The organism is Streptomyces sp. bgisy100, from assembly GCF_057709105.1.
On the sequence record NZ_JBYITE010000074.1, the window covers coordinates 1 to 23,758 of the forward strand.

At 73.7% G+C, this 23,758-nt stretch carries 17 protein-coding genes and 1 pseudogene; 6 read left to right on the forward strand and 12 right to left on the reverse strand.

All coding sequences use genetic code 11. The annotated features are described in order from the left end of the window. Positions 1 to 198: 198 nt before the first annotated feature. The 4 genes and pseudogenes from AC3EQ1_RS29700 to AC3EQ1_RS29715 form a co-directional block, all read right to left on the reverse strand. On the reverse strand, positions 199 to 1,428 hold the full coding sequence (locus tag AC3EQ1_RS29700; protein WP_432097411.1) for an MFS transporter: 1,230 nt from the start codon (positions 1,426 to 1,428) through the stop codon (positions 199 to 201). 557 nt (positions 1,429 to 1,985) lie between these two features. Then, complete coding sequence (locus AC3EQ1_RS29705) at positions 1,986 to 3,005, reverse strand: endonuclease/exonuclease/phosphatase family protein (protein WP_432097412.1); 1,020 nt, start codon at positions 3,003 to 3,005, stop codon at positions 1,986 to 1,988. A gap of 478 nt (positions 3,006 to 3,483) precedes the next feature. Further along, positions 3,484 to 4,209 (reverse strand): annotated as a pseudogene (locus AC3EQ1_RS29710) (TetR/AcrR family transcriptional regulator); the annotation flags it as partial. Positions 4,210 to 4,220: 11 nt separating this feature from the next. Then, positions 4,221 to 5,849 (reverse strand): MFS transporter, encoded by a 1,629-nt coding sequence (locus AC3EQ1_RS29715; protein WP_432097413.1) that lies wholly within the window; start codon positions 5,847 to 5,849, stop codon positions 4,221 to 4,223. A 344-nt stretch (positions 5,850 to 6,193) separates the two neighbouring features. Here AC3EQ1_RS29715 and panB point away from each other — a divergent pair, with 344 nt between their 5' ends. From panB to AC3EQ1_RS29730, 3 genes are all read left to right on the forward strand, one after another. After that, on the forward strand, positions 6,194 to 7,081 hold the full coding sequence (gene panB, locus AC3EQ1_RS29720) for a 3-methyl-2-oxobutanoate hydroxymethyltransferase (protein WP_432097414.1): 888 nt from the start codon (positions 6,194 to 6,196) through the stop codon (positions 7,079 to 7,081). 372 nt (positions 7,082 to 7,453) lie between these two features. Beyond that, a complete protein-coding gene (locus AC3EQ1_RS29725) occupies positions 7,454 to 8,470 on the forward strand; it encodes an ATP-binding cassette domain-containing protein (protein WP_432097415.1) in 1,017 nt (338 codons plus the stop codon). Beyond that, positions 8,467 to 9,315, forward strand: a complete 849-nt coding sequence (locus AC3EQ1_RS29730) for an ABC transporter permease (protein WP_432097416.1) — start codon at positions 8,467 to 8,469, stop codon at positions 9,313 to 9,315. Before AC3EQ1_RS29725 ends, AC3EQ1_RS29730 begins: the two co-directional genes overlap by 4 nt. A gap of 14 nt (positions 9,316 to 9,329) precedes the next feature. Here the strand turns inward: AC3EQ1_RS29730 and AC3EQ1_RS29735 are convergent, their stop codons facing one another. Beyond that, complete coding sequence (locus tag AC3EQ1_RS29735; protein WP_432097417.1) at positions 9,330 to 13,391, reverse strand: AfsR/SARP family transcriptional regulator; 4,062 nt, start codon at positions 13,389 to 13,391, stop codon at positions 9,330 to 9,332. A gap of 40 nt (positions 13,392 to 13,431) precedes the next feature. Then, a complete protein-coding gene (locus tag AC3EQ1_RS29740) occupies positions 13,432 to 14,031 on the reverse strand; it encodes a DUF6578 domain-containing protein (RefSeq protein WP_432097418.1) in 600 nt (199 codons plus the stop codon). Positions 14,032 to 14,586: 555 nt separating this feature from the next. Between AC3EQ1_RS29740 and AC3EQ1_RS29745 the strand changes: the two genes are divergently transcribed. Beyond that, complete coding sequence (locus AC3EQ1_RS29745) at positions 14,587 to 15,381, forward strand: site-2 protease family protein (RefSeq protein ID WP_432097419.1); 795 nt, start codon at positions 14,587 to 14,589, stop codon at positions 15,379 to 15,381. Between the two features lie 130 nt (positions 15,382 to 15,511). Here the strand turns inward: AC3EQ1_RS29745 and AC3EQ1_RS29750 are convergent, their stop codons facing one another. The 6 genes from AC3EQ1_RS29750 to AC3EQ1_RS29775 all read right to left on the reverse strand — a co-directional run bounded on the left by AC3EQ1_RS29750 (position 15,512) and on the right by AC3EQ1_RS29775 (position 21,288). Next, entirely contained in the window at positions 15,512 to 15,712 is a 201-nt protein-coding gene (locus tag AC3EQ1_RS29750) for a hypothetical protein (protein ID WP_432097420.1), read from the reverse strand. A gap of 410 nt (positions 15,713 to 16,122) precedes the next feature. After that, a complete protein-coding gene (npdG, locus tag AC3EQ1_RS29755; RefSeq protein ID WP_351515016.1) occupies positions 16,123 to 16,827 on the reverse strand; it encodes an NADPH-dependent F420 reductase in 705 nt (234 codons plus the stop codon). A gap of 195 nt (positions 16,828 to 17,022) precedes the next feature. Beyond that, a complete protein-coding gene (locus AC3EQ1_RS29760; RefSeq protein ID WP_432097426.1) occupies positions 17,023 to 17,850 on the reverse strand; it encodes a carbohydrate ABC transporter permease in 828 nt (275 codons plus the stop codon). Positions 17,851 to 17,948: 98 nt separating this feature from the next. Beyond that, entirely contained in the window at positions 17,949 to 18,863 is a 915-nt protein-coding gene (locus AC3EQ1_RS29765; RefSeq protein ID WP_432097421.1) for a carbohydrate ABC transporter permease, read from the reverse strand. Continuing rightward, complete coding sequence (locus AC3EQ1_RS29770) at positions 18,860 to 20,188, reverse strand: ABC transporter substrate-binding protein (protein ID WP_432097422.1); 1,329 nt, start codon at positions 20,186 to 20,188, stop codon at positions 18,860 to 18,862. Before AC3EQ1_RS29770 ends, AC3EQ1_RS29765 begins: the two co-directional genes overlap by 4 nt. Beyond that, positions 20,185 to 21,288, reverse strand: a complete 1,104-nt coding sequence (locus AC3EQ1_RS29775) for a sialidase family protein (protein WP_432097423.1) — start codon at positions 21,286 to 21,288, stop codon at positions 20,185 to 20,187. The genes AC3EQ1_RS29770 and AC3EQ1_RS29775 overlap by 4 nt, the downstream gene beginning before the upstream one ends. A 393-nt stretch (positions 21,289 to 21,681) precedes the next feature. Here AC3EQ1_RS29775 and AC3EQ1_RS29780 point away from each other — a divergent pair, with 393 nt between their 5' ends. Further along, positions 21,682 to 22,314 (forward strand): hypothetical protein, encoded by a 633-nt coding sequence (locus AC3EQ1_RS29780; RefSeq protein ID WP_432097424.1) that lies wholly within the window; start codon positions 21,682 to 21,684, stop codon positions 22,312 to 22,314. Positions 22,315 to 22,357: 43 nt separating this feature from the next. Next, a complete protein-coding gene (locus AC3EQ1_RS29785) occupies positions 22,358 to 23,647 on the forward strand; it encodes an MFS transporter (protein ID WP_432097425.1) in 1,290 nt (429 codons plus the stop codon). Positions 23,648 to 23,758: the final 111 nt, after the last annotated feature.

A 23,758-nucleotide genomic window follows, 5' to 3' on the forward strand; every position in this document is an offset into this window, starting at 1 on the left:
CCGCGCACCCTCTCGCCCCGCACCGGCGGGCCCGGCCCGCGTGACGGTCAGCGCAGGGCGGTGTCAGCGCAAGGCCGGGTCAACGCGACGCGGGGTCAGCCCCACCCGCTCACCCCGCCCCGGAGCCCCGAACCGGACCCCGCTCAGCCGAACCCGGACCCGAACCCGAACCCAGCCTCAGGCCCGGCCCCAACCCCCTCACCCGACCCACTCCCTCCGCACCGGATCGGAACTGCGAGCCACCACCCGCGACCCCCCGGGAACCCCGGAAGCCCCGGACCCCCCACCATCCCGGTCGAGCACCCCCGCAACCACCGCGATCCCCAGCCCCAGAACGGCGAGCACCGCCCCGACCAGGGTCGGTGACGTCCACCCCCACCCCGCCGCGATCGCCGCACCGCCGAGCCACGCCCCGCCCGCGTTCGCCAGGTTGAACGCCGAGTGGTTGGAGGCCGAGGCCAGCGTGGGAGCCTGCTTGGCCTTGTTCATGACGAGCATCTGCAGCGGGGTCGTCGTCATGAAGCCGACCGCCCCCAGCAGCACCACGGTCACGAGCGCCGCCCAGGTCACGTGCACCGTGAAGTCGAAGACGACCAGGATCACGGCCAGGGCGCCCAGCGACCCGTAGAGGGTGGGCCGCAGTGCCCGGTCGGTCAGCGGTCCGGCGACGAGCGCGCCCAGCGTCATCCCGGTGCCGAACAGCGCCAGCACCACCGTCACCGACGTCTCGGCGAGCCCGGTGACCTCGGTCATCATCGAGGCCAGGTAGCTGTAGACGGCGAAGACCCCGGCGAACCCGAAGACGGCGGTCAGCAGCCCGAGCAGCACCTGCCGGTTGCCGAGGGCGCGCAGCTCGCGCCCGAGACCGGCCCGCTCGTCGAGCGGCATGTGCGGGACGAGCCGGGCGAGCGCGGCCATCGCCAGCACCCCGATGCCCGTCACCACCAGGAACGTCGACCGCCAGCCGAGCTGCTGTCCGAGCAGGGTGCCGACGGGGACGCCGACGATGTTGGCGACGGTGAGCCCCAGGAACATCGTGGCGACGGCCCGCGCCTGTCGCCCCTCGTCCACCAGCCGGGCGGCGACCACCGCTCCGACGCCGAAGAACGCGCCGTGCGGCAGCCCGGCGAGGACCCGCCCGGCGGCCAGCAGCCCGAAGTTCGGGGCGAGCGCGGACGCCAGGTTGCCCACCGTGAACAGGCCCATGAGCAGGACGAGCATCCGCTTGCGCGGGATGCGGGAGCCGAGCGCGGTGAGGAGCGGAGCGCCGACGACGACGCCGATGGCGTAGGCGGAGACGAGGTAGCCGGCGGTGGGCACGGAGGTGCCCAGGTCGTTCGCGACGTTGGGCAGGAGGCCCATCATCACGAACTCGGTGGTGCCGATACCGAAGGCGCTGATCGCGAGAGCGAGCAAGGCCAGGGGCATGGAGAAACCTTTCGGGGGTTGCGCACGGAACGGCGGGGGCAGGGCAGGGGAACGGGAAGTGTTTCGTAAGTTCGCTTACGAAACAAAGTCTCCCAGCCTGTTTGTTCCGGCCCGTGAACTCCGCTTTGCGAACAGGCCAAACCTCTCCGCCACCGCGCCCGCGGCAGCGAACACTCCCCCGCAACCGCCCCGGCGCCGGGGCCCTCACCGGCCCCCACCTCGGAACACGCGGGACACACCGCACCGGCCACCGCCCGCCCGCCCCCACGGCTCGCCCGGTCCACGGCGCGCCCCCGGGCAGCGCCCGGCCGCGCACCGGAGCGTCAACGAGTGGGCGGTCTCACACCGGGCAGTCACGAGCCGGCCGGCCCGAAGTGCGCGATCCCACCGGGCCGCGCACCCCCGCCCCGTCCAGCCCGACCCGTCCAGCCCGACCCGTCCAGCCCGACCCGTCCAGCCCGACCCGTCCAGCCCGACCCGTCCAGCCCGACCCGTCCGGCCCGCTCCGGACGCCCCCTCCGGGCGTCCGCCTCCGAACCGCCCCCTCAGAACCGTCCCTACAGCTTGACCGAGGCCGCCAGCGGCAGATGGTCGCTGCCGGTCGCCGGCATGGACCACGAGGCCACCGGCTCGACACCGCGCACCATGATCTGGTCGATCCGCGCCATCGGGAACCCGGCGGGCCAGCTGAAACCGAACCCGTCGCCCGACGCGCCCTGCGTGGAACGCATCTGGGAGGTGACGGGGGCCAGCGCGCGGTCGTTCATGGTGCCGTTGAGGTCGCCGAGGAGCACCACCTTGTCCACGCTCTCACCCGCGATGGCGTTGCCCAGGGCCGCCGCGCTGCCGTCCCGCTGACCTGCGGTGAAGCCGGCGTTGAACTTGACCCTGACGGAGGGCAGATGGGCGACGTAGACGGCGACGTCCCCCTCCGGGGTCTGCACGGTGCCGCGCAGCGCCCGCGTCCAGCCCAGCTTGATGTCGACCGGGCGGACGTCGTTCAGCGGGTACTTGCTCCACACTCCGACGGTGCCCTGCACGGAGTGGTACTTGTACGTGCCGCCGAGCGCCTTCCGGTACGTCGGCAGCGCCTCGCCCGTCAGTTCCTCCAGCGCGACGACGTCGGCTCCGGAGTCGACGACGTTGGCCGCGGTGCCCTGCGGGTCGGCGTTCTCCGCGTTCACGTTGTGGGTGGCCACCGTCAGGTCGCCCTTGGAGTCGGACTTGCCGCCGACGAGGCCGCCGAACATGTTCAGCCACACCGCGGTCAGTGCCGCCAGTGCGACGAGCGCGGTCGCCGACCGGCGCAGCAGAGCGGCCACCAGCAGCAGCGGAACGAAAAGTCCCAGCCACGGCAGGAACGTCTCCAGCAGGCTGCCGAGGTTGCCGACGGTGTTGGGGACCTCGGAGTGGAAGGCCAGCACGCCGGTGATCAGCAGGGCGAACGCCGCGAGGAGGATGCCGCGGCGCCAGATTCCCGGACCGTGCCAGCCGCGGAACAGGCGTCGGGCCCGGGAGCCGGTCCGCTCGGAGCCCGAGCTGCCGTGACCCGTATCCGTCGTGTACGCCTGCGTCATGTGCCGTTCCTCGCTTGCTTCGCGCCGCTCTCCGCCTACGCACCATAGGCGATGACCAGTGGGTTCCTTGCCGCCCGGGGTGGTCGGTTCTCCCACGAGGACGATCGCTTCCGGGGGCTGGGTTCCGGTCGGCCCCGGGTGTGGGGGCCCTGTGACAGAACCTGGACAAACACCGAGGTACGAAGGCCCGTTCCCGGTCCCCGGGGCCGCGGCGGGGCGCGGGCGGCGGACCGGCGCCGGAGCCCCGGCGGACCGTCCTGGAACTGCTGCCCGGAACGGCGGTTTTCAGCCCTCCCCCTGACCGGCCGGTCCGGGGTCACCACGGTCCCGGCGACGGGGCTCTCCGGCCCGGTGGGTCCGTGCCCCGGACCGGTCCGGCCTGTGGGCGCACATCGGGGCCGGCCGGCGGGCGGCCGCCTGGTCCGCCCTCCGGACGCGCGTCCGGTCCGGACTGCGGGCGCACACCCGGTCCGCCCGGTGGGCGCACACCTTGAAGGACCGTGTCCACAATCTGCTCGGGCAGGCCCGGGGGCAGTTCCTTCCAGTCCTGCAGTACGACCCGGGCCAGCATCGGCCCGACGAAGAGATCGGCGAGAACGTCGAGGTCCACGTCGTCGCGCACCTCGCCGGAGGCAATCCCGCGCCGCAGTACGGCGAGCACGGCTTCGCGCCGCTGCTGGACAACCGATTCGTGGTACTTCTTCCAGAGCGCCGGGTGTGCCCGTACCTCGGCGACCACGGCCCGCAGCACCGCGGAGGAGCGTTTGGCGAGTCCGCGCCGCCGCAGGAACTCCAGCGTGACCACCAGATCGTCACGGACCGAGACGCCCGCGGGCTCGGGGGTGTGCAGGTCGAGGGAGTGCAGCACGTCGAGCAGCAGGGCCTCCTTGCCCGGCCAGCGCCGGTAGACGGTGGCCTTGCCGACGCCCGCCTCGCGGGCGATCCGCTCCATGGAGAGTTCGCCGACGGTGACGCCCTCCTCCAGAAGGCGGAGAACCGCTTCGACGATCGCGGTGCCGGCGGCGGCGTTCCGCGGGCGCCCGCGCCGCTCGGCGGCCCGGCGATCCGCCCCGGCCTCCGGCCCCGCCCCGCGCCCCTCGGCGGACTCGGCGCGGGCCCCGGACTCGGCCCGGACCCCGGACTCGGCCCGGACCCCGGACTCGGCCCGGGCTCCGGCCTCGGCACCGGCCGTTTCACCGCCCACGGCCCGCCCCGTCACCGGTCCGCCCTCGCGGCACCGGCCCCCGTGTCCGACGCGGCCCCCTGCGGGCCGGCCCCGGCCCGCGGGCCGTCCGGCGGCGGGGTGCGTCCGGGCAGGTAGCGCGCCACGACGGCCGCGCCGAGCAGGGCGGCCCCGGACGCCCCGAGGGCGGTGGTGTGCATGGCGTGCAGGAAGGCGTCATGGGCCGGCTGCACCAGGGAGCGGCCCTGCGGCCCCATGCGTTCGACGACCGCGAGGGTCGCCTCGATGGACTCGCCCGCGGCGTGCCGCATCCCCGGCGGCAGCACCCGGAGCCGGTCCTCGATGCCCGCCCGGTAGCCGGTGGACAGCACCGAGCCGAGCACCGCCACCCCGAGGGCGCCGCCGACCTGCCGGAAGGTGTTGTTGATGGCCGAGCCGGAGCCCGCCTTCTCCCGCGGCAGCGCCTGCATGATCGAAGTGGTGACCGGGGGCATGGTGTGGGCCATCCCGATGCCCTGGACGAAGAAGAGCACCTCCAGGACCCAGATCGGGGTGTCCTGGCCTAGCAGGGTGAATCCGGCCAGGGCCAGGGCCACGAGCAGCAGCCCGCCGGTGCACACCACCCGCGGCCCGTACCGCTCGACGATCAGCCGGGCCCGGGGTGCGAAGACCAGCTGGGTGGCGGCGAGCGGCAGGATCAGGACGCCGGTCTGGAGTGGGCTGTAGCCGCGCACGCTCTGGGTGTAGAAGACGCTGAAGAAGGTGACGCCCATCAGCGCGAAGAAGACCAGCGAGACGGCCGCCACGGCCGCCGAGAAGGCCGGTTTCCGGAAGTAGGCCATGTCGAAGGCCGGATGGTCGCTGCGCATCTCGTGCACGACGAAACCGGCCAGGACGGCGGCCCCGGCGCCGATCGCGCCGAGTACCCGGAGGTCGCCGAAGTCGGCGAGCTGGCCGCCGCGGATGATGCCGTACACCAGCAGGACGAGGCCGACGATGGAGAGCAGGACGCCCAGTGGGTCGAGGGCGCCGGGCTCGGGGTCCCGGGATTCGGGGACGAACAGCAGCATCCCGATCAGGCCCAGGGCGACGACCGGCACGTTGACCAGGAAGACCGAGCCCCACCAGAAGTGTTCGAGCAGCAGTCCGCCGGTGATCGGGCCGATCGCGATGGCGATGCCGACGCCGCCGACCCAGAAGCCGATGGCCCGGGGCTGTTCCTCGGGTTCGAAGACGTTCATCAGGATGGCGAGGGTGGCGGGCATGACGAAGGCCCCGCCGAGGCCCATGACGGCCCGGAAGGCGATGAGCTGTCCGGGTGAATCGGACACCGCGGCGAGCACCGAGCCGGTGCCGAAGATGGCCATGCCGTAGAGCAGGACCTTCTTGCGGCCGAGGCGGTCGCCGAGCAGGCCCGCGGTGAAGAGGATGCCGGCGAAGACCAGCGTGTAGGCGTTGATGGCCCACTCCAGCTGGCTCTGGGTGGCGCCCAGCCCGTGCGGGGGCGGGGTGGAGATCGTCTTCATCGCCACGTTCAGGATCGAGTGATCCAGCACCACGATGAGCAGGCTGAACATCAGCACGGCCAGGATCAGCCAGCGGCGGCGGTGGATGTCCTCCGGAACGCCGCGGGGGGCGGTGGCGCCGATGGAATTCGCCATGTTCAGCACATTACGGGACCTTTCGATACGGCGCCGTTCCGTATCGGAATGACGCCGCGGGCCCGGTACTCGCCTCGGTCGTCCGGTTGCCGTCGGCACCGGCCCGGAAGCGGCCGGGGAACGGATCCACAGAGGTCGCGGGCCGGTCCGGAGGGCGCCTGGATCCGGACGCGGAGCACCCCGGGAACCCCCGGGAGAGCCCCGGACGGAGCCTGCGAGGGCCGGGAACGAGGCGCGGGCCACAGCTGTCCGCGTCCCCTTTCCCGGCGGGGCACCAGGTGCCACCATGGAGCTGGTCCGGGGACGCCGTCAGGGCGCCTCGAGATGACGAAGGAGCCGTTGCCATGACGCACGTTTCGCCTGCCTCGAAACAGCCCTCTTCCGCCGCCCCCGGCGCGGACAGCAGCAAGGCCCTGTACGGGGGCACCGGCACCCGGCGGATCACCGTCCGCGACATCGCCGCCGCCAAGCACCGCGGCGAGAAGTGGCCCATGCTCACCGCCTACGACGCGATGACCGCCGCCGTCTTCGACGAGTCCGGCATCCCGGTCATGCTGGTCGGCGACTCGATGGGCAACTGTCACCTCGGCTACGAGTCCACCGTCCCGGTGACGATGGACGAGGTCACGATGCTCTCCGCCGCGGTGGTACGCGGCACCAGCCGGGCGCTGATCGTCGGCGACCTGCCCTTCGGGTCGTACCAGGAGGGCGCGGTACAGGCCCTGCGGAACGCCACCCGGCTGGTGAAGGACGCCGGTGTCGGCGCCGTGAAGCTGGAGGGCGGCGAGCGCTCGGCGCACCAGATCGAGCTGCTCGTCGAGTCCGGCATCCCGGTGATGGCGCACATCGGCCTCACCCCGCAGTCGGTCAACGCCTACGGCGGATACCCGGTGCAGGGCCGCGGCGAGGAGGCCGCCCAGCAGCTCCGGCGGGACGCCAAGGCGGTGCAGGACGCGGGCGCCTTCGCGGTGGTCCTGGAGCTCGTGCCGTCGGAGCTGGCCGCCGAGGTCACCCGGTCGCTGCACATCCCGACCGTCGGCATCGGCGCGGGCCCGGAGTGCGACGCGCAGGTGCTGGTGTGGACGGACATGGCCGGCATGACGGCGGGCCGGGTCCCCCGGTTCGTCAAGCAGTACGCGCAGCTGCGCGAGGTCCTGGGCAGCGCCGCCAAGGCGTTCGCGGAGGACGTGGTCGGCGGCGCGTACCCGGCCGAGGAGCACAGCTTCCACTGACCGTTCCCGTCCTGCCGTCCGCTCCCCCGCCGGAGCCGGGCGGCAGGACGCCGAGCAGCCACCGAGCGGGGGATCCGCGCGGCGCCGAGCCGCTGCCGTACACAGCGCCGCGGCGGGAACGGGCCGCACGGCCCCTCCCCCGGCCGACAGCCTGCCGATCTCCCCCGTCGGCAGGCTGTCGGCGTCGTGGGGCCCGTGCCGGTCGTCCGGAACGGCCGCGCCCGGCCTTCGACGGGCCTCGACGGGCCTCGGTGGTCTTTCGTGGGGCTGTCGTGGGGCTGTCGTGGGGCTGTCGTGGGGCTGTCGGCACCGTAGGCGGGCTGTCGGCCTCCTGTCGGTGGATTGTCGGTGGGTCATGGCACCGTGAGGGCCATGACGAGACTCGACAACGGCCCCGGTGGGGGCAACGCCGTCGAAGTACGGGGGCTGGTCAAGCACTTCGGTGAGACCCGCGCCGTCGACGGGGTGGATCTGAACGTGAAGGAAGGCACCGTCCTCGGTGTCCTCGGGCCGAACGGCGCCGGCAAGACGACCCTGGTCCGGTGCCTCTCCACGCTCCTGGTACCGGACGCCGGCACCGCGACCGTCGCGGGGTACGACGTGGTGCGGCAGCCGCGGCAGCTGCGCCGCACCATCGGCCTGACCGGGCAGTACGCCTCGGTGGACGAAAAGCTGTCCGGCTGGGAGAACCTCTACATGATCGGGCGGCTGCTCGACCTGCCGCGCAAGGACGCCCGTCGCCGGGCCGACGCGCTGCTGGAGCGCTTCTCGCTCACCGAGGCGGCCAAGCGCCCCGCCGCGCAGTACTCGGGCGGCATGCGGCGCCGTCTCGACCTGGCGGCGTCCATGATCGGCCGCCCGGCGGTGCTGTATCTGGACGAGCCGACGACGGGCCTGGACCCGCGCACCCGCAACGAGGTGTGGGAGGAGGTCCGGAGGATGGTCGGCGACGGCGCCACCGTGCTGCTCACCACCCAGTACATGGAGGAGGCCGAGCAGCTGGCGAGCGAGCTGACCGTCATCGACCGCGGCAAGGTCATCGCCGAGGGCCGGGTGAACGAGCTGAAGGCGAAGGTCGGCGGCCGCACCCTCCAGGTCCGTCCGGCCGACCCCGGGCAGCTGACGCCGATGGTCGACGCCATCGCGCACGCGGGCCTCGACGGCATCGCCGGCGCCACCGCCGATGTGGAGGAAGGCCTGGTCAACGTCCCGATCGTGAGCGACGAGCAGCTGACCGCGGTGATAGGGCTGCTGGGCGAGCGGGGATTCGCGATCGCCGGTATCGACACCCATCTGCCCAGTCTGGACGAGGTGTTCCTGGCCCTCACCGGCCAGAAGACCTCCCCGCAGGGCCAGGAGGCCCCCGAGCTCGAGGAGGTCGCCGCATGAGCGCCACCACGGTGCAGCCGGGCGGGGCTCCCCTGTCCGCGAAGAAGCTCCCCGGTGAGGGGCGGATCGGTCTGCGCGCGAACCTGCGGCACATCGGTGCGCTGGTACGCCGCAACGCCCTGCAGATCAAGGCCGACCCGGAGTCGATGTTCGACGCCGTGCTGATGCCGATCATCTTCACGATGCTGTTCGTGTACGTCTTCGGCGGCGCGGTGGGCGGCAGCCTGGGCGGTGACCGGGACGTCTACATCAACTACGTCGTCCCCGGTCTGATGGCCATGGGCGGACTGAACATCGCGATGTCGGTCGGCACCGGGGTCAACGACGACTTCAACAAGGGGGTGATGGACCGGTTCCGGACCATGCCCATCGCCCGCTCCTCGGTGCTGATCGCCAAACTGCTGGTGGAGAGCGGCCGGATGCTGGTCTCCACGGTCGTGCTGCTGACCGTGGGCTTCGTCATCGGCTTCGATCTCAAGACCGGCCCGCTGGAGCTGCTCGCCGCGGTGGCCCTGGCGCTGCTCTTCGGATCCTCGCTGACCTGGATCTTCATGCTGCTCGGGCTCTCCCTGAAGACCCCGCAGGCGGTGCAGGGGCTGGGCTTCCTGGTGATCATGCCGCTGCAGTTCGGTTCGTCGATCTTCGCGCCGCCCACGTCGATGCCCGGCTGGCTGCGGAGCTTCACCGACTACAACCCGCTCTCCCAGCTGGCGGACGCGGCCCGGGCCCTGATGAACGGGCAGGGCGCGGTGGCCCATCCGGTCATGGTCACCCTCGCCTGGGCGGTGGGCATCACGGTGGTGACGGCGCCGCTGGCGGTGGCGAAGTTCCGCAAGCGGACCTGAGCGGGCGTGCCCGCTCAGACCAGGGCGGTGGCCTCCTCGACGGTGAGGCCGCCGCCTTCGGTGCGCCCGCGCTCGTACCTCTCGGGGGTCAGCAGGGCCCGGGCGGCTTCCTCCGCCCGCACGCGGGTCTCCCGCTCCAGCGCGGAGGCGTGGTGGCCGTCGGGGATGAGGGCGTCGTACGCGCCGAGCAGCCGGGCGGCCCGCTCCGCGCCGTCCCTGCCGCCGAGGGCCGCATGGCCGTGAGCGCCGTTGAGCAGCTGGACCACCGGCATGGAGGGCGCGACGATCCGGGTGAGCGGGTCCCGGGACTTGACCAGGGCCTCGCGGACGTTGCGCAGACCCTCCTCGGGCCGCCCGTCGAGGATGTCCAGCCAGCCGAGGAGGCTCCGCAGCACGCCTTCGAAGAGCTCGGGCGGCTGGTGGCGGAACTCGGCCAGCATCTGGTCGAGATGGCTGCGGGCCTCGTCCGTGCGGCCGGTGCGGCCGAGCCGGACGGCGAGCTGGAGATGGGCGAAGGTGGTGGCGTCCTGCCCGGAGTGCCGGCCCTCGGCCAGCGCCTCACGGAGCATCCGCTCGCCGGTCTCGTCCTCTCCCGCCTCGATGAGGACCCCGCCCAGCCGGGTCCGCAGCAGCGGCACCTGGCCGAGCGCGCCGAGCTGCTGGGCGTAGCGGATCGCCTCCCGGAAGTCCTCGGCCGCGGCCCGGTACTCGCCGCACCGCTCCCGTGCCTCGCCGCGGGAGGAGAGCGCCTCGGCCACGCCCCACATGTCGCCGAGCCGGACGAAGATCTCCAGGCTCTCGTCGGCGTCCTGCCGGACCACCTGCTGCTTGCCGGGGTGTTCCGCCATCAGCCGGGCGCGGAACTGCAGGACGAAGGCGAGCTCCCAGGTGAAGCCGTAGGCGCGGCAGCCGTCCACCGCGGCGTCGACGGTGGTCCGCAGCTGCTCGAACTCGCCGGTCAGCACCACGGCGTAGTACCACATGAAGCCCGGGACGCGGCAGGTCTGCGGCTGCCCGGCACGGTAGGCCGAGACCATGCCCCGCAGTCCCTCCCGCATGGCGGGGCTGCCGGCGTCGCCGAGGTTGCCCTCCATGTTGGCGAGGGTGAGCAGCCGCACCCCGCGGCGGGCCTCCTGGAGGAGGTGGGGAGGCATCGGCGGCGGGGCGTCGATGGGATGTTCGAAGAGGTCGGGCGCGGGCTCGACGGGGGTCCGGAACGGGTCGGGGCCCAGCTCGGCGGCGGCCGCCGACCAGAAGCGGGCGTCGGTGCGGTGGTCGCGCAGCTGCCAGAACCAGCCCAGGGAGAGCACCAGGCAGAGGGCCTCGTGCTCGTCGCGGGCGGCGATCGCCCGGCGGAGCGCGATGCGCAGGTTGTCGTGCTCCTGCTCCAGCCGTTCCAGCCAGCGGCGCTGGTCCGGGCCGCGGAGCAACGGGTCGGCGGTGCGGGCCAGTTCCCGGAAGTGCACCAGGTGCCGGTGCTCGACCACGGCCCGTTCGGCCGCCTCGTCGAGCCGGGCGGCGGCGTACTCGGCGACGGTCTCCAGCAGCCGGTAGCGCATCCCGGAGCCGTCGGCCGACGGCTCCGCCACGAGAAGCGACTTGTCGACCAGGGAGCCGAGCAGGGCCGCGATGTCCCGGGGGTCGAGCGACGGTGCGGCGGGGGCGGGGAATCGGGGGATCCCTGGGGAGGCGGACGGTCCGGGGGCTGTGGAGAACCCCGGGGACGGGGTGGGAGACGGGGGCGGTCCCAGCCGCGGTTGCGCGCGAACGGTCCGGCCGTCAGCGGGGGTGGTCCAGCCGTTCGCCGGACCGGTCCCGCGCTCCGCGGGGGTGGTCCGGCCATCCGCGGGTCCGGTCCGGCCTTCCGCGGGTCCGGTCCTGGTTCCGTACAGCGGCTCGGCCGGGCTCCTGTGCGCCGAGGACCCGTGGTCCGGATGGTCCGGCCCGGGGCTCCCGTCCCCGCAGACCTCTTCCGCGGCCGGCAGGTCACAGCCGCCCGCGAAGACCGACAGGCGGCGCAGGACGGCCCGTTCGGCGTCGTCGAGGAGGTCCCAGGACCAGTCGACGACGGCGCGCAGGGTCTGCTGCCGGGGCAGCACGGTACGGCTGCCGCTGGTCAGAAGGCGGAAGCGGTCATCCAGGCGGTCGGCGAGCTGGCGCGGAGTGAGCAGTCTGAGCCGTGCCGCGGCGAGTTCCACGGCGAGCGGCAGCCCGTCCAGCCGGCGGCAGATCTCGGCGCAGGCCTCGGGGTCGTCCTCGGTGCGGAATCCGGGGCGGGCCGCCGCGCCGCGGTCGGCGAGCAACCGCAGGGCGACCGGGTCGGGCAGCGGCTCCACGGGCCGGACCAGTTCGCCGGGCACGCCGAGCGGTTCCCGGCTGGTGGCGAGCACGGTGACGTCGGGGCAGCTGACGAGCAGGAACTCGGCCAGTTCGGCGGCGGCGCCGATCACATGCTCGCAGTTGTCGAGGACGAGCAGCATCCGGCGCCGCGCACAGTGCTCGGCGAGCCGGGGCAGCGGGTCCGCCGCGGTGGGATCGGTGGCCGCGCGTAGTTCGGCGGCGCTGCCGCGGAGCACGGTCTCCCGCCCGCCGAGCGTGGTCAGCACGGTCTCCGGGACGGTCTGCGGGTCCTCCACGGGGGCCAGTTCGGCGAACCAGACGCCGTCCGGCCAGTGGTCGGCCACGGCTTCCGCGGCCTCCTGGGAGAGCCGGGTCTTCCCGGCCCCGCCGGGGCCCAGCAGGGTGACCAGCCGGGCGGCGGCGAGGTCGCCGCGCAGGGTGTCGAGATCGCTCTCCCGGCCGACGAAACTGGTCAGCCGCGCCCGCATGTTGCCCGGCCGGGCGGTGGCGGCGCGCGGGCCGGGTCTCCGTTCGCCGCTGGGCTCCGGCGCTGTGTCGCTGGGCTCCCCCGCTCGGGGCCGCGCCTCGCGGTCCCCCTCCCCCGCCACCGACGGCTGCGCCTCGCCCGGCCGGCCCGGGTGGGCGGTGTCCGGCGGAGGGGCGTACGGGCCGGCGCCCGGGGGCGAGGGGTGCGGGGACGAGGGGTCCGGCCCGGCGCCGGACGGCGGGGCGGTCGCGCCCGAGGGCCGGGCGTACGGCGCGCCTTGGGGCGGAGCGGCGTACGGGGCGCCGTGGGACGGAGCGGCGTACGGCGCGGCGCCCGACGCAGGGACATGCCGTGCGGCCTCCGACGGAGGGATGTGCCGTGCGGCCGCCGCCGGCGGGACGTACCGTGCGGCGTCCATCGAAGCGCGGGCATCGTTGTCCGGCGGGCCGACCGGCTCCCCGGTGCCGGGGGCGGCAGGCCGAGCGGACCGCGGCGCACCGGCACCGACGGCCTCCGGCGGGAGCCGGTCGCTCAGCAACTCGGCGTGCAGGGAGCGCAGTCCGGCGCTGGGATCGGCGCCGAGGCGGTCGGCGATCGTCCGGCGTACCTCCTCGTAGGCCGCCAGGGCGTCGGCGCGGCGGCCGGTGTCGCGCAGGGCGCGGATGCGCAACGCCTGCAGGGGTTCGTTGAGGGGGTCGGCCGTACAGAGGGCGGCCAGTTCGGGCAGGGCGCGGTCGGCGCGGCCGAGTTCGAGGTCGGCGGCGAGGCGGGACCGGCGGGCGTCCAGGCGGCGGAGCTCGGCCCGCGCCGCCGCCGCACCGGCGCCGCCACCGGGAAGGTCGGTCAGGGCCGGGCCCTGCCAGAGGGCGAGGGCCTCGTCGAGCAGGGCTGCGGCCCGTGCCGGGTCGCCGCCGGCCAGGGCACGGGCCCCCTCGTCCGCGAGCCGTTCGAAGCGGTGCAGGTCGACGTCGTCCGGCGCGGCGCACAGCCGGTAGCCGCCCTCGGCCGAGCCGACGGCCTCGCGGCCGAGGGCCCGCCGCAGCCGTCCGACCAGGGCCTGTAGCGCCCCGGTGGCGTCGGCGGGCGGGTCCCCGTCCCAGATCTCGGCGATCAGTGCGTCCGCCGGGCGCACCCGGCCGGGGTGCCGGGCCAGCGCGGTGAGCAGGGCGCGCAGCCGCACGCCGCCCAGGGCGACGGGGGAGCCGTCGTCCCGGTGGGCCCGAGTGGTGCCGAGTATGGCGTAGCGCACGGGGTCATTCTCCCCGATGATCAACGATGGCCGGTCGGGGTCATGCCGGTGTGTCCGGTGTCTCCAGCGAGACCAGAACGCCCGTCTCGGAGCGATGCCCGACGGTGTCCCCGGGCTCCGTCGGCACCTCGTCCGCGAACCACTTGGGACAGGTTTGCTCCGGCCGCAGCCGGAGCTCCCCCGGCACCGGGACCAGAGTCCGGGAGCCCGGCGCGGATTCCCGGAAACCCCTGGTCACCACCTGGATGCCGCGCACCCGGCCGGTGGTCTGCGGCACCACCTCGGGCTCCGGGCCGTGCTCGTTGACGGACAGCAGCCCGGTGAGGCGCGCCCGGGGCGGATACGGGGCCCCGGCGGCTTGTGGAGGCTCGGAGGCCTGCGGAGGCTCTGCGGGGTACGGGGGCGGGGCCGCCCAGAGGGCGGTCAGCCCGCCGGCCCGCAGGACCGCGCCGGGTCCGTCCTCGCCGGTCAGGGGGTGGAATTCGCCCTCGATTTCGCTGTAGCAGTCGTCCCAGAGGCCGGGCGTCAGATCGTCCGGGGACTCCAGCTGCACGATCCACGTGACCTCGTCGCCGACGGAGAACGGGGTGCCGCAGCACTCCATCTCCCAGGAGGGGTAGTGGATTTTCCAGATCGCCATGGGTTCAGCCTGCCCGCAACACCGGGCCGGGCGCGCCGGGTTTTCCGACGACGATCATCCAGTGGGCCCACCGGGTACGGCAGTTGGCGGAGGCGGTCCGCCCCCGCAGGCGGACAGCTGGCCGGGCGCGGAAGCGGCGAAGGGGCGGGCCGGCCAGTCGCGGGGCGGGGAACCGGCCGAGGCGGCGGCCCGGTACGCGACGAACCGCAGTCGCCCCGGGCTGATGCGCCCACCCGGGTCCCTCTCCACCCCGGGCCGTACGGGCGCCGGGCCCCGGTGCCAGGGCGTGTCCCGGCGGTGGACTCCGGCGCAGGTCGTGGCTCCACGAGGGGGGAGGCGGTCCGGACGGGCGGCGCGGGTAGGGTCATCGGCGTTGACGTCGGAGGATTCGGCCGGAAACCACTGTGGCGCGCACCACCGCTCACCGGCCGCGGTCCGCCGGTACGGGGACGGGGTCTGCCACGGGCACGACGGCCGGTGGGCGGTCTGCCGGGGGCGCCGCGGCCCGGCGTCACGGCCAGCAGACGGAACCCCTTCCGGAAGATTGAGGAGGCTATGACAACCGCCATCGCCCGCAGTGACCGCCGCGTCAGCCCCGTATTCCTGGCTCTTGTCGCGATCATGGGCGTCTCCGCCTGGGCGGTGTGGACGAACTTCTCGACGAGCAAGGGCTTCGCCGTCTTCCTGTTCGTCGTCTCCGGCTGGATCGTCTCGCTCTGTCTGCACGAGTACGCCCATGCGCGGACCGCCCTGCACGGCGGTGACATCTCGATCGGCGCCAAGGGCTACCTCACCCTCAACCCGCTCAAGTACACGCACGCCCTGCTGAGCATCGTGCTGCCCGTCGTCTTCGTGATCATGGGCGGGATCGGTCTGCCGGGCGGGGCGGTGTTCATCGAGCGGGGCCGGATCAAGGGCCGGGTGCGGCACAGTCTGATCTCCGCGGCCGGGCCGCTCACCAACGTGGCCTTCGCTGTCGTCCTGACCGCGCCGTTCTGGCTCGGGACCGTGGACGGGGTGCCGGCGGTGTTCCGGTACGCCCTGGCCTTCCTGGCGCTGCTCCAGGTCACCGCGGCCATCCTGAACTTCCTGCCGGTCCCGGGGCTGGACGGCTACGGCGTGATCGAACCGTGGCTGTCCGCGGGCGTGCGGCGGCAGGTGGAGCCGTTCGCGCCGTTCGGTCTGATCGCGGTGTTCGGCGTGCTGTGGATCCCGGAGGTCAACCAGCTGTTCTTCTCCGCGGTGGACACGGTCCTGCACGCCCTCGGCGTCAACAGCTGGGACACCTACTGGGGCCAGGAGTACTTCCGGTTCTGGGAGGGCGAACCGGAGTCCCCGCTCAGCCTGTGACGGACGCAGCCGACGGGCTCAGTCCGTGCCGGGCTCAGTCTGTGATGAGCCCCGGCTGTGACGGGCCCAGTCCGTGCCGGGCTCAGCCGGTGACGGGCCCAGCCGGTGACAGAGCAGGCCGGTGACGGGCTCAGCCGGTGACGGATCCGTTCCGCTCCTTGGCGGCCCGGTCCGCCCGGGCCTTGCGCACGTAGAACCAGGCCATGTTCGACGAGACGCCCGCCATCATGATCCAGACGATGCCGAGCAGGCTGCCCTGGCTGAAGGACACGACCGCGGCGGCGAGGGCGAGCACGCAGACGATGAGGGCGTAGATGGCGAGGCGGGGCATGGGGTCGGCTTTCTCTGACGGAATGCGGTCCGGTGCCGTGACCGGGCGGCGCGCCGCTGGCGGCACTCCCCCGGGCCTTCGGCCGGGAGCTGCCCCGGGCACGGCATCAGCCATTGTCCCCCACGCCCCGCGGCCGGCCCGCACGGGTCGCTGACGCGGCGGACGCCCACAGCCGTGCACGCCGGACCGCCACCCCCGGGAAGCGGCGCGGGCGAGGAGCCGGCGAGCCCGGGAGCGGCGCGAACGAGGGGTCGGCAGGCCCGGAAGCGGCGCGAACAGGCCCGGAGCCGCCGGCACGGAGGCCCGCCGCCGGGCTCACCGAAGCCGCCGAAGCCAACCGGGACCGCCGGGCCGCGGAACTGCCGGCCCCGCCGGAACCGCCCCGTTCCGGACGTCGGTGACGCGCGGCTCTAGACGTCAGTGACGCGCAGCCCCGCGTGGGCCTTGTAGCGGCGGTTCACCGAGATCAGGTTGGCGACCAGCGACTCGACCTGGTGTGCGTTGCGCAGCCGGCCCGCGAAGACCCCCCGCATCCCGGCGATCCGGCCCGCCAGCGCCTGGACGATGTCGGTGTCCGCGCGGACCTCGCCGAGCACCATCACATCGGTGTCGATCTCGTCGATCTCCGGGTCCTGGAGCAGCACCGCGGACAGGTGGTGGAAGGCGGCGGTGACCCGGGACTCGGGGAGCAGCGCGGCGGCCTGTTCGGCGGCGCTGCCCTCCTCGGGCTTCAGCGCGTAGGCGCCCTTCTTGTCGAAGCCGAGCGGGTTGACGCAGTCGACGACGAGCTTGCCCGCGAGCTCCTCGCGCAGCGACTCCAGCGTCTTGGCGTGGCCGTCCCAGGGCACCGCGACGATCACGATGTCGCTGCGGCGCGCGCATTCGGCGTTGTCGGCGCCCTCGATGCCGAGGCCGAGCTCCGTCGCGGCGGTCTGCGCCCGCTCGGCGGCCCGCGAGCCGATGATCACCTTCTGGCCGGCCCGGGCGAGCCGGTAGGCGAGACCGCGTCCCTGGTCGCCGGTGCCGCCGAGCACCCCGACCACGAGGCCGGACACGTCCGGGAGGTCCCAGGGGTCCTTCGCGGGGGCTTTCTTCGCAGCGTCTGGAGTAGTCATACCGTGATCCTGCCAGCTCAGACGGGGGGTCTCCACGCGGCTCCGGGCCCCAATGTGCGCCGGGCACGGTGCGATACGTCACTCCGCGCCCGCGCCCGTCCGACTGCGCATCACCACTTCACCGCACCCAAGCCCCGCCCCCACCGCCGCATCACCGCTGCACCGCGTCCCCACCCCCGGCCCTTCCCCCGCTCCTCACTTCACCCCGCCGTCGGTGAGACCGGTGCGCCAGTAGCGCTGGAGCACCCCCATCAGCACCATCAGCGGGAGCACGGAGAGGAAGGCGCCGCCGACCGTGTACTGGTAGAGCTCCGGCTGCCGGTCGGCATAGCCCTGCCAGCCGGTGAGGCCGAGCTGCACCGGGTAGAGGGCGGAGTCGGACAGCATCACCAGCGGCAGGAAGAAGTTCGTCCAGACATGCACGAACTGGAAGAGGAAGACGGTGACGAGCGCGGGCGTCATCAGCCGCAGCACGAGCCGGGTGAAGATCCGCAGCTCCCCCGCTCCGTCGATCCGGGCGGCCTCCAGCAGCGCGTCCGGGACGGCCGCGGCGGCGTAGATCCGGCAGAGGTACACCCCGAAGGGGCTGACGGTGCTCGGGATCAGCACCGCCGCATAGGTGTTGGCCAGGCCCAGCTCGCTGAAGAGCAGATACAGCGGCAGGGCGAGGGCGGTGCCGGGGATGAGCACCCCGGCGAGGACGACGTTGAAGACCGCCTCCCGCCCGGGGAACGGGAACTTCGCCAGGGCGTAGCCCGCCGCGGCGGAGAACGCGGTCGCGGCGACGGCTCCGACACCCGCGTACAGCAGGCTGTTGCCGAACCAGCGGACGTAGATGCCGTGGTCGTAGGTGAGCACCGCACCGAGCCGGCGCAGCGGCTGCGGGTGGGCGAACCAGAAGCCGAAGCTGCCGAAGAGGTCCCCGCTGCTCTTGGTCGAGGACACCACGAGCCAGTACACGGGGACGAGGAAGTAGCCGGCGGCGACGGCGAGCAGCCCGGCGGTGATGACGCGGTAGCGCAGGGGCGGTACGGAGGGCCCGCGTGGCCGGCCCGCCGGGGTCGCGCCGGTGGCACCGGCCGGCCGGGTGGGTTCGGGGGCCCGGTCCTCGGAGAGCAGGGTCACCGGCCATCCCTCCCCCGCCGTCCGACGAACCGCAGGAAGCCGAAGGACAGGACGCAGGCGACCAGCGCGAGCAGCACCGCCTCGGCCGCCGCGGCGTGCTGGTTGTTGCTGGTGAACGCCTCGTTGTAGGCGTGCAGGTTGGGGGTGTAGCCGGAGTCGATGGTGTGGGTGAGCGGGCGCAGCACCATGGGTTCCGCGAAGAGCTGGAGCGTGCCGATGATGCTGAAGACGGCGGTGAGGACCAGCGCGGGCCGGATCAGGGGCAGTTTGACGTGCCGGACGACCTGCCAGGCGCTGGCGCCGTCGATCCGCGCCGCCTCGTACAGCTCGGTCGGCACGGCCTTCAGCTGGGCGATCAGGACGAGCATGTTGTAGCCGGTGAACTGCCAGGTGACGATGTTGGCGATGGACCACAGGACGGTGCCGGAGGACAGGAAGTCCAGGTCCCAGCCGACGCCCCGGGCCAGTTCGACGAACGGGCTGATGCCCGGCACGTAGAGGAACCCCCAGAGGATCGAGGCGATCACCCCGGGCACGCCGTAGGGCAGGAAGAACGCGGTGCGGAAGAAGCCGACCCAGCGGGCGGAGGCGGCTTCCAGCAGCAGGGCGAGGGCGGTGGCGAGCCCGATCATCAGCGGGATCTGCACGGCGCCGAAGAGCAGCACCCGGCCGAAGCCGGCCAGGAATCCGTCGTTCCGCAGGGCCTGGAGGTAGTTGTCGAGTCCGGCGAAGACCTCCTGGGGGCCGCCGCCGAGGCCGAGCGGTCCGGACCGTTCGGTGCGCAGCAGGCTCTCGTACAGGGCGTAGCCGATGGGGGCGAGGAAGCAGAGCAGGAAGAGGGCGAGGAAGGGCAGCAGGAAGCCGGCCGCGGCACGGGCGTTGCGTGCCTCGCCGCGGGTGAGGGCCCTCACCCGTTCTCCACCTTCAGGCCCTTGTCCTTCAGGTCGGCGAGGGTCTGCCGCTGCACCGTGGTGAGCACGGACCGGAACGAGGTGCGGTCGTCCAGCGCCGCGGTGAAGGCGTCGCCGAGCCGCTGGTAGAGCGTGTCGACGGCCGGGCCCCACTGCCAGCTGGTGTCCACGGCACGGCCCGCGGCGGCGAACACCTCGCTGTAGTTCTGTCCGCCGAAGAAGGCCCGCTGGCCCTCCAGATCGGCGCCGGTCCAGCCGCGGGTGGCGCTGGGCCAGCCGTAGCCGCCGGCGATCAGGAGCTTCATGGACGCGGGGTCGGTGTTGAGCCAGACCGCGAAGTCCATGGCGTCCTGCGGGTACGCGGTGGCCTTGAAGACGGAGGTGGTGGAGCCGCCCCAGTTCGCGGAGGCGTGCCCGCCCTTCTTCCACTGCGGCAGCGGCGCGACCCGCCACTTCCCGGCGGTGTCCGGTGCGTTGCCCACCAGCAGCGCGTCGCCCCAGCTGGCGCCGAGCCAGGAGGCCATGGTGCCGGTCTGGATGTCCTTGTACCAGGCGTTCTGCCGGTCGGGAATGGTCTTGATCAGCTTCTGCCGGACCAGCGACTCCCAGTAGTCGGCGACGCGCCGGGTCGGCTCGTCGTCGATGTGCACCGCCCAGGTGTCGTCCCGGGTGCGGAACCAGCGGGCGCCGGCCTGCCAGGCGTACCCGGCGAAGCGGTTGCCGTTGGCCGGGGCGAACGTCTCGATCCAGGCGCCCTTCTTCCGGACGGCCTTGGCCGCCCGCTCGTAGTCGTCCCAGGTCTCCGGGGTCTCGACGTCCCACCGGTCGAAGAGGTCGCGGCGGAGGTAGAGGCCCATCGGCCCGGACGCCTGCGGGATGGCGAACACCCCGCCGCCGAACACGCTCTGCTGCCACTGCCAGCCCTCGAACCGGCGGCGGACGCGGGCGGCGCCGTACGGGCCCAGGTCCAGCAGCGCGTCGTCGAGCAGGAAGCTGGGCACCACCGGGTACTCGATCTGGGCGAGGTCCGGCGGGTTGCCCGCCTTCACGGCGGCGTGCATCTTCGCGTACTGGGCGCCGTTGACGGCCGAGACCTTCTCCAGCGCGATGCGCACGTCGGGGTGGGTGCGGTTCCACAGGGCGACGGGCTTCTCGATACCGGGCACCCAGGACCAGAAGGTCAGGGTGATCTTCTCGCCCTTGCGGCGGGCAACGGGCTTCTTCCCGCCGCCGTCGGATCCGCCGCAGCCGGCGAGGGCGATGCCCGCCGCGGTGGCGGCGGCGCCGCCGAGGACCGCGCGGCGGTCCGGGCCATTCGAGCTCATGACAGCTCCCTTACGGGGATGCGGCGGAAGGTGATGGTGGTGTAGGCGCTGAAGTCGCCCGTCTCGTAGAGCAGTCCGACGCATTCGTCGTCGCAGCGGACGAGGTCGGAGTAGGCGGCGGGGAGTCCGTCCACGGTGTGCACGGGCCGCCAGGTCAGGCCGCGGTCGCGGCTGGCCCGCAGGGTCATCAGGGCGCGGAAGCCGGGGTCGGCGGGCCCGGAGAAGAGCAGGACGTCCGGCTCGCCGAGGTGCAGCACGCTGCCCTGGACCACGGGGCCGGTGAGTCCGGCCTGCGGGCGCAGCGGCTTCTCCAGGCTCGCGCCGCCGTCCCGGGAGTACCCGTCGGCCCGGGTGCCGGGGGCCGGGGAGTCGTTGCGGCTGTTGATGTAGAGCCGCCCGTCGGGGAGTTCGGCGGCGGTCGTTTCGTTGGCGTTGATGCAGCCGTTGGGGTTGCTGTCGGTCCAGCCGATCCGCCAGGTCCGGCCGCCGTCGTCGCTGAGCAGCCCGTGGCTGCCGTCGTACCTGCCCTCGGCGCCGGTGTCGGAACCGGTGGGCGCGGCCGAGTGGTTGGCGGGCACGACGACGCGTCCCGCGCACGGGCCGTGGCGTAACCGGAGGGCGTGGCCGGGGACCGTGGCGTACCAGCGCCAGCCCGCCTTCTTGACGGACTTCGTGATCTCCCGGGCGGTGCTCCAGGTCTCGCCGTGGTCGTCGCTGTGCTGCACCCAGACGCGGCGCCCGTCGGCCGCGGGGACCTCGCCCCGCCGGATCCGCTGCTCGGTGGCGTCGGGGGCGTTACGCACGTGGACGAGGAGGACCCGGCCGTCGTCGAGGGTCACGGGGGCCGGGTTGCCGGCCGTGCCGTCACCGTTCTCCGCGACCACCCGCAGCGGCCCCCAGCCGCGGCCGCCGTCGGTGGAGCGCCGGAGGACGACATCGATGTCACCGACGTCGTCACGGGAGTCGACACGCCCTTCGGCGAAGGCCAGCAGGGCCCCGTCGGCGGCGCGGACGACGGCCGGGATCCGGAAACTCGCGTACCCCTCGGTCCCGGCCCGGAAGGGGACGGACACCTCGTAGGCGGCCCCGCCGACTGCCATCCGTCCTCCTGATGCCCCGTTGCATCCGAGTACCCGGCATCCGAGTACCGACGACCGGACGTAGGACGTCCTCTGTCCTGCGGTGACCATAGGGAGGGCCCAAGGGGCCGTCAAGGCACGCGACATGGTCCGTCATCCGAACGGCCAGCACTGCTCCGGCCCGTGGAACGGCGGGTGAACTCCGGCCGACGAACACCCCTGGCGGCTGTATGGCGATAGGGAGATCACCCCCTGGATCCGGGCCCCGCCGGGACCTGTGGGGCAGGGGCCCGGAGTCCGCGCGCCGCGGGCCCTCCGGCTCCCGCCCGCGGCCCGACGCCCCCAGCCACCCGTTCGGGTGAACGGCCGACGACCCCGCGCAGGACCGGTACCCGTACGGCAGGATCCGCGGCCATGGATGCCGTACGAGTCGCACTGCTGCGCGAAGTCCTCGCCGGAACCGAGTGGCTGGCGGCCACCCGGCAGTTCGCCGGATCCCTGCGGACCTCCGTCGCCCCGCACGGCGGCGGGCTGCTGCTGGTCGGCAGCGAGAGCTACGAGCCGTGGCACCTCGCCGCGCACCTCGACGACGAGGCGGCCTGGTCCGGGCTCCCGGAGCTCTCCCCCACACTGGTGCGCCACCGGGTGCGCCCCGGGGAGCCGCCGCACCTGGCCGTCGGGCTGGGGCGGATCGAGGCGGCGCGGCGCGGGGAGACCCTGCTCGTCGCGGCGCCGGACACCCCGGGCGAGGGGCTGCTGGAGCGGGTGCACGACGCGCGGCGGGGCGGGGCGACGGTGCTGACGCTGGGCGGCGGGGGCCGGGAGCTGCACGCCCTGGCGCACGAGGCCCTGGAGGTGCCCGAGGCGGACGGAACCGTGGGCGACACCGGGGACGCCGACGGGATCGGCTTCGACACCGTGCAGCACCTCGTCAGCGCGGCGGCCGGGGAGAACAGCCTGCCCTCGCCGCGCAGCCGGCGCCCCTTCCGGGACCGCCTCTCCCGGATCGCCGAACAGCTGCTGACACCGCCACCGGCCCGCTGGTAAATCGGTTGTCCGAGCGCGGTCAATCAGCTGAGGATGATCGGTTGTGGCTGCTTTCCTCCCCGACCTGGCGCCCTGGCGCTCCTCCCGTGACTTCCGGCTGATGTGGTGTGCCGGACTGGTGACAGTCTTCGGCAGCTCGCTGACCACGGTCGCCCTACCACTCCAGATCAAGGAGCTCACGGGCTCGACCCTCGCGGTCGGCGCGATCGGGGTGGTGCAGCTCGTCCCCCTGATCGTCTTCGGGCTGTACGGCGGCGCGCTGGCCGACGCCCTCGACCGGCGCCGGGTGATCCTGTGGACCGAGGTCGCGCTCGGCCTGCTCTCCGTGCTCCTGCTGGCCAACACGATGCTGCCGGACCCCGCGGTCTGGCCGCTGTACGCGGTGGCCGGACTGACCAGTGCGCTGACGGGGCTGCAGCGTCCGGCGCTGGAGGCGCTGGCGGCGCGCGTCGTCCCGCACGCCCAGATCCCGGCCGCGGCGGCGCTCACCGCGCTGCGCTGGCAGCTGGGCGCCGTCGCGGGCCCGGCCCTGGCGGGCGTCGTCATCACCGTCGCCGGACTGGAGTGGGCGTACCTGCTCGACGCCGTGACGTTCGCGGTGTCGATCGCCCTCAGCTTCGGGCTCGCGCCCGCGCCCGCCGCCCACGACGCGGACCGGGTGTCGCTGCGCGGTATCGCACGGGGCGCCCAGTACGCCTGGAGCCGCAAGGACCTGCTCGGCACCTATGTGGTCGACATCGCGGCGACGTTCTTCGCGTTCTCGATGGCGGTCTACCCGTTCCTGGCGGACGCGCTGGACGTCCCCTGGGCGCTCGGCCTGATGTACGCGGCGCTGCCCGCCGGCTCCCTGGTGGTCGGCCTGACCAGCGGCTGGACGTCACGGGTCCACCGGCACGGCCGGGCCGTGGTGCTCGCGGCCATCGGCTGCGGTCTGGCGATGGCCCTGGCGGGCCTGACCGACAGCATCTGGCTCGTCCTGCTCGGCCTCATGGCCGCCGGGGCCTGCGACGCGGTGAGCGGGATCTTCCGCCGGGCGATCTGGAACCAGACCGTCCCGCCCGAGCTGCGCGGGCGTCTCGCCGGGATCGAGCTGGTGACGTACGCGGGCGGCCCGCACCTCGGGCAGCTGCGGGCGGGCGGCATGGCCGCCGTGACCGGGGTGCAGGCCGCGGTCTGGGGAGGCGGCCTGCTGTGCGTCGCGACGGTCGGGCTGCTGGCCCTCGCCCTGCCGCGGCTGACGACCTACGACGTCCGGACGGACGAGCACGCGGTACGGGTGCGGGAACAGCGGCGGCTGGAGCAGGAGGGACAGCAGGAGCAGGAGGCGGTCTGAGGGACAGCGCGCCCCGGTTCGCCGGCCGGCCCGGGAACCGGGGCGGGGGGGGGGGGGGGGGGGGGGGGGGGGGGGGGGGGGGGGGGGGGGGGGGGGGGGGGGGGGGGGGGG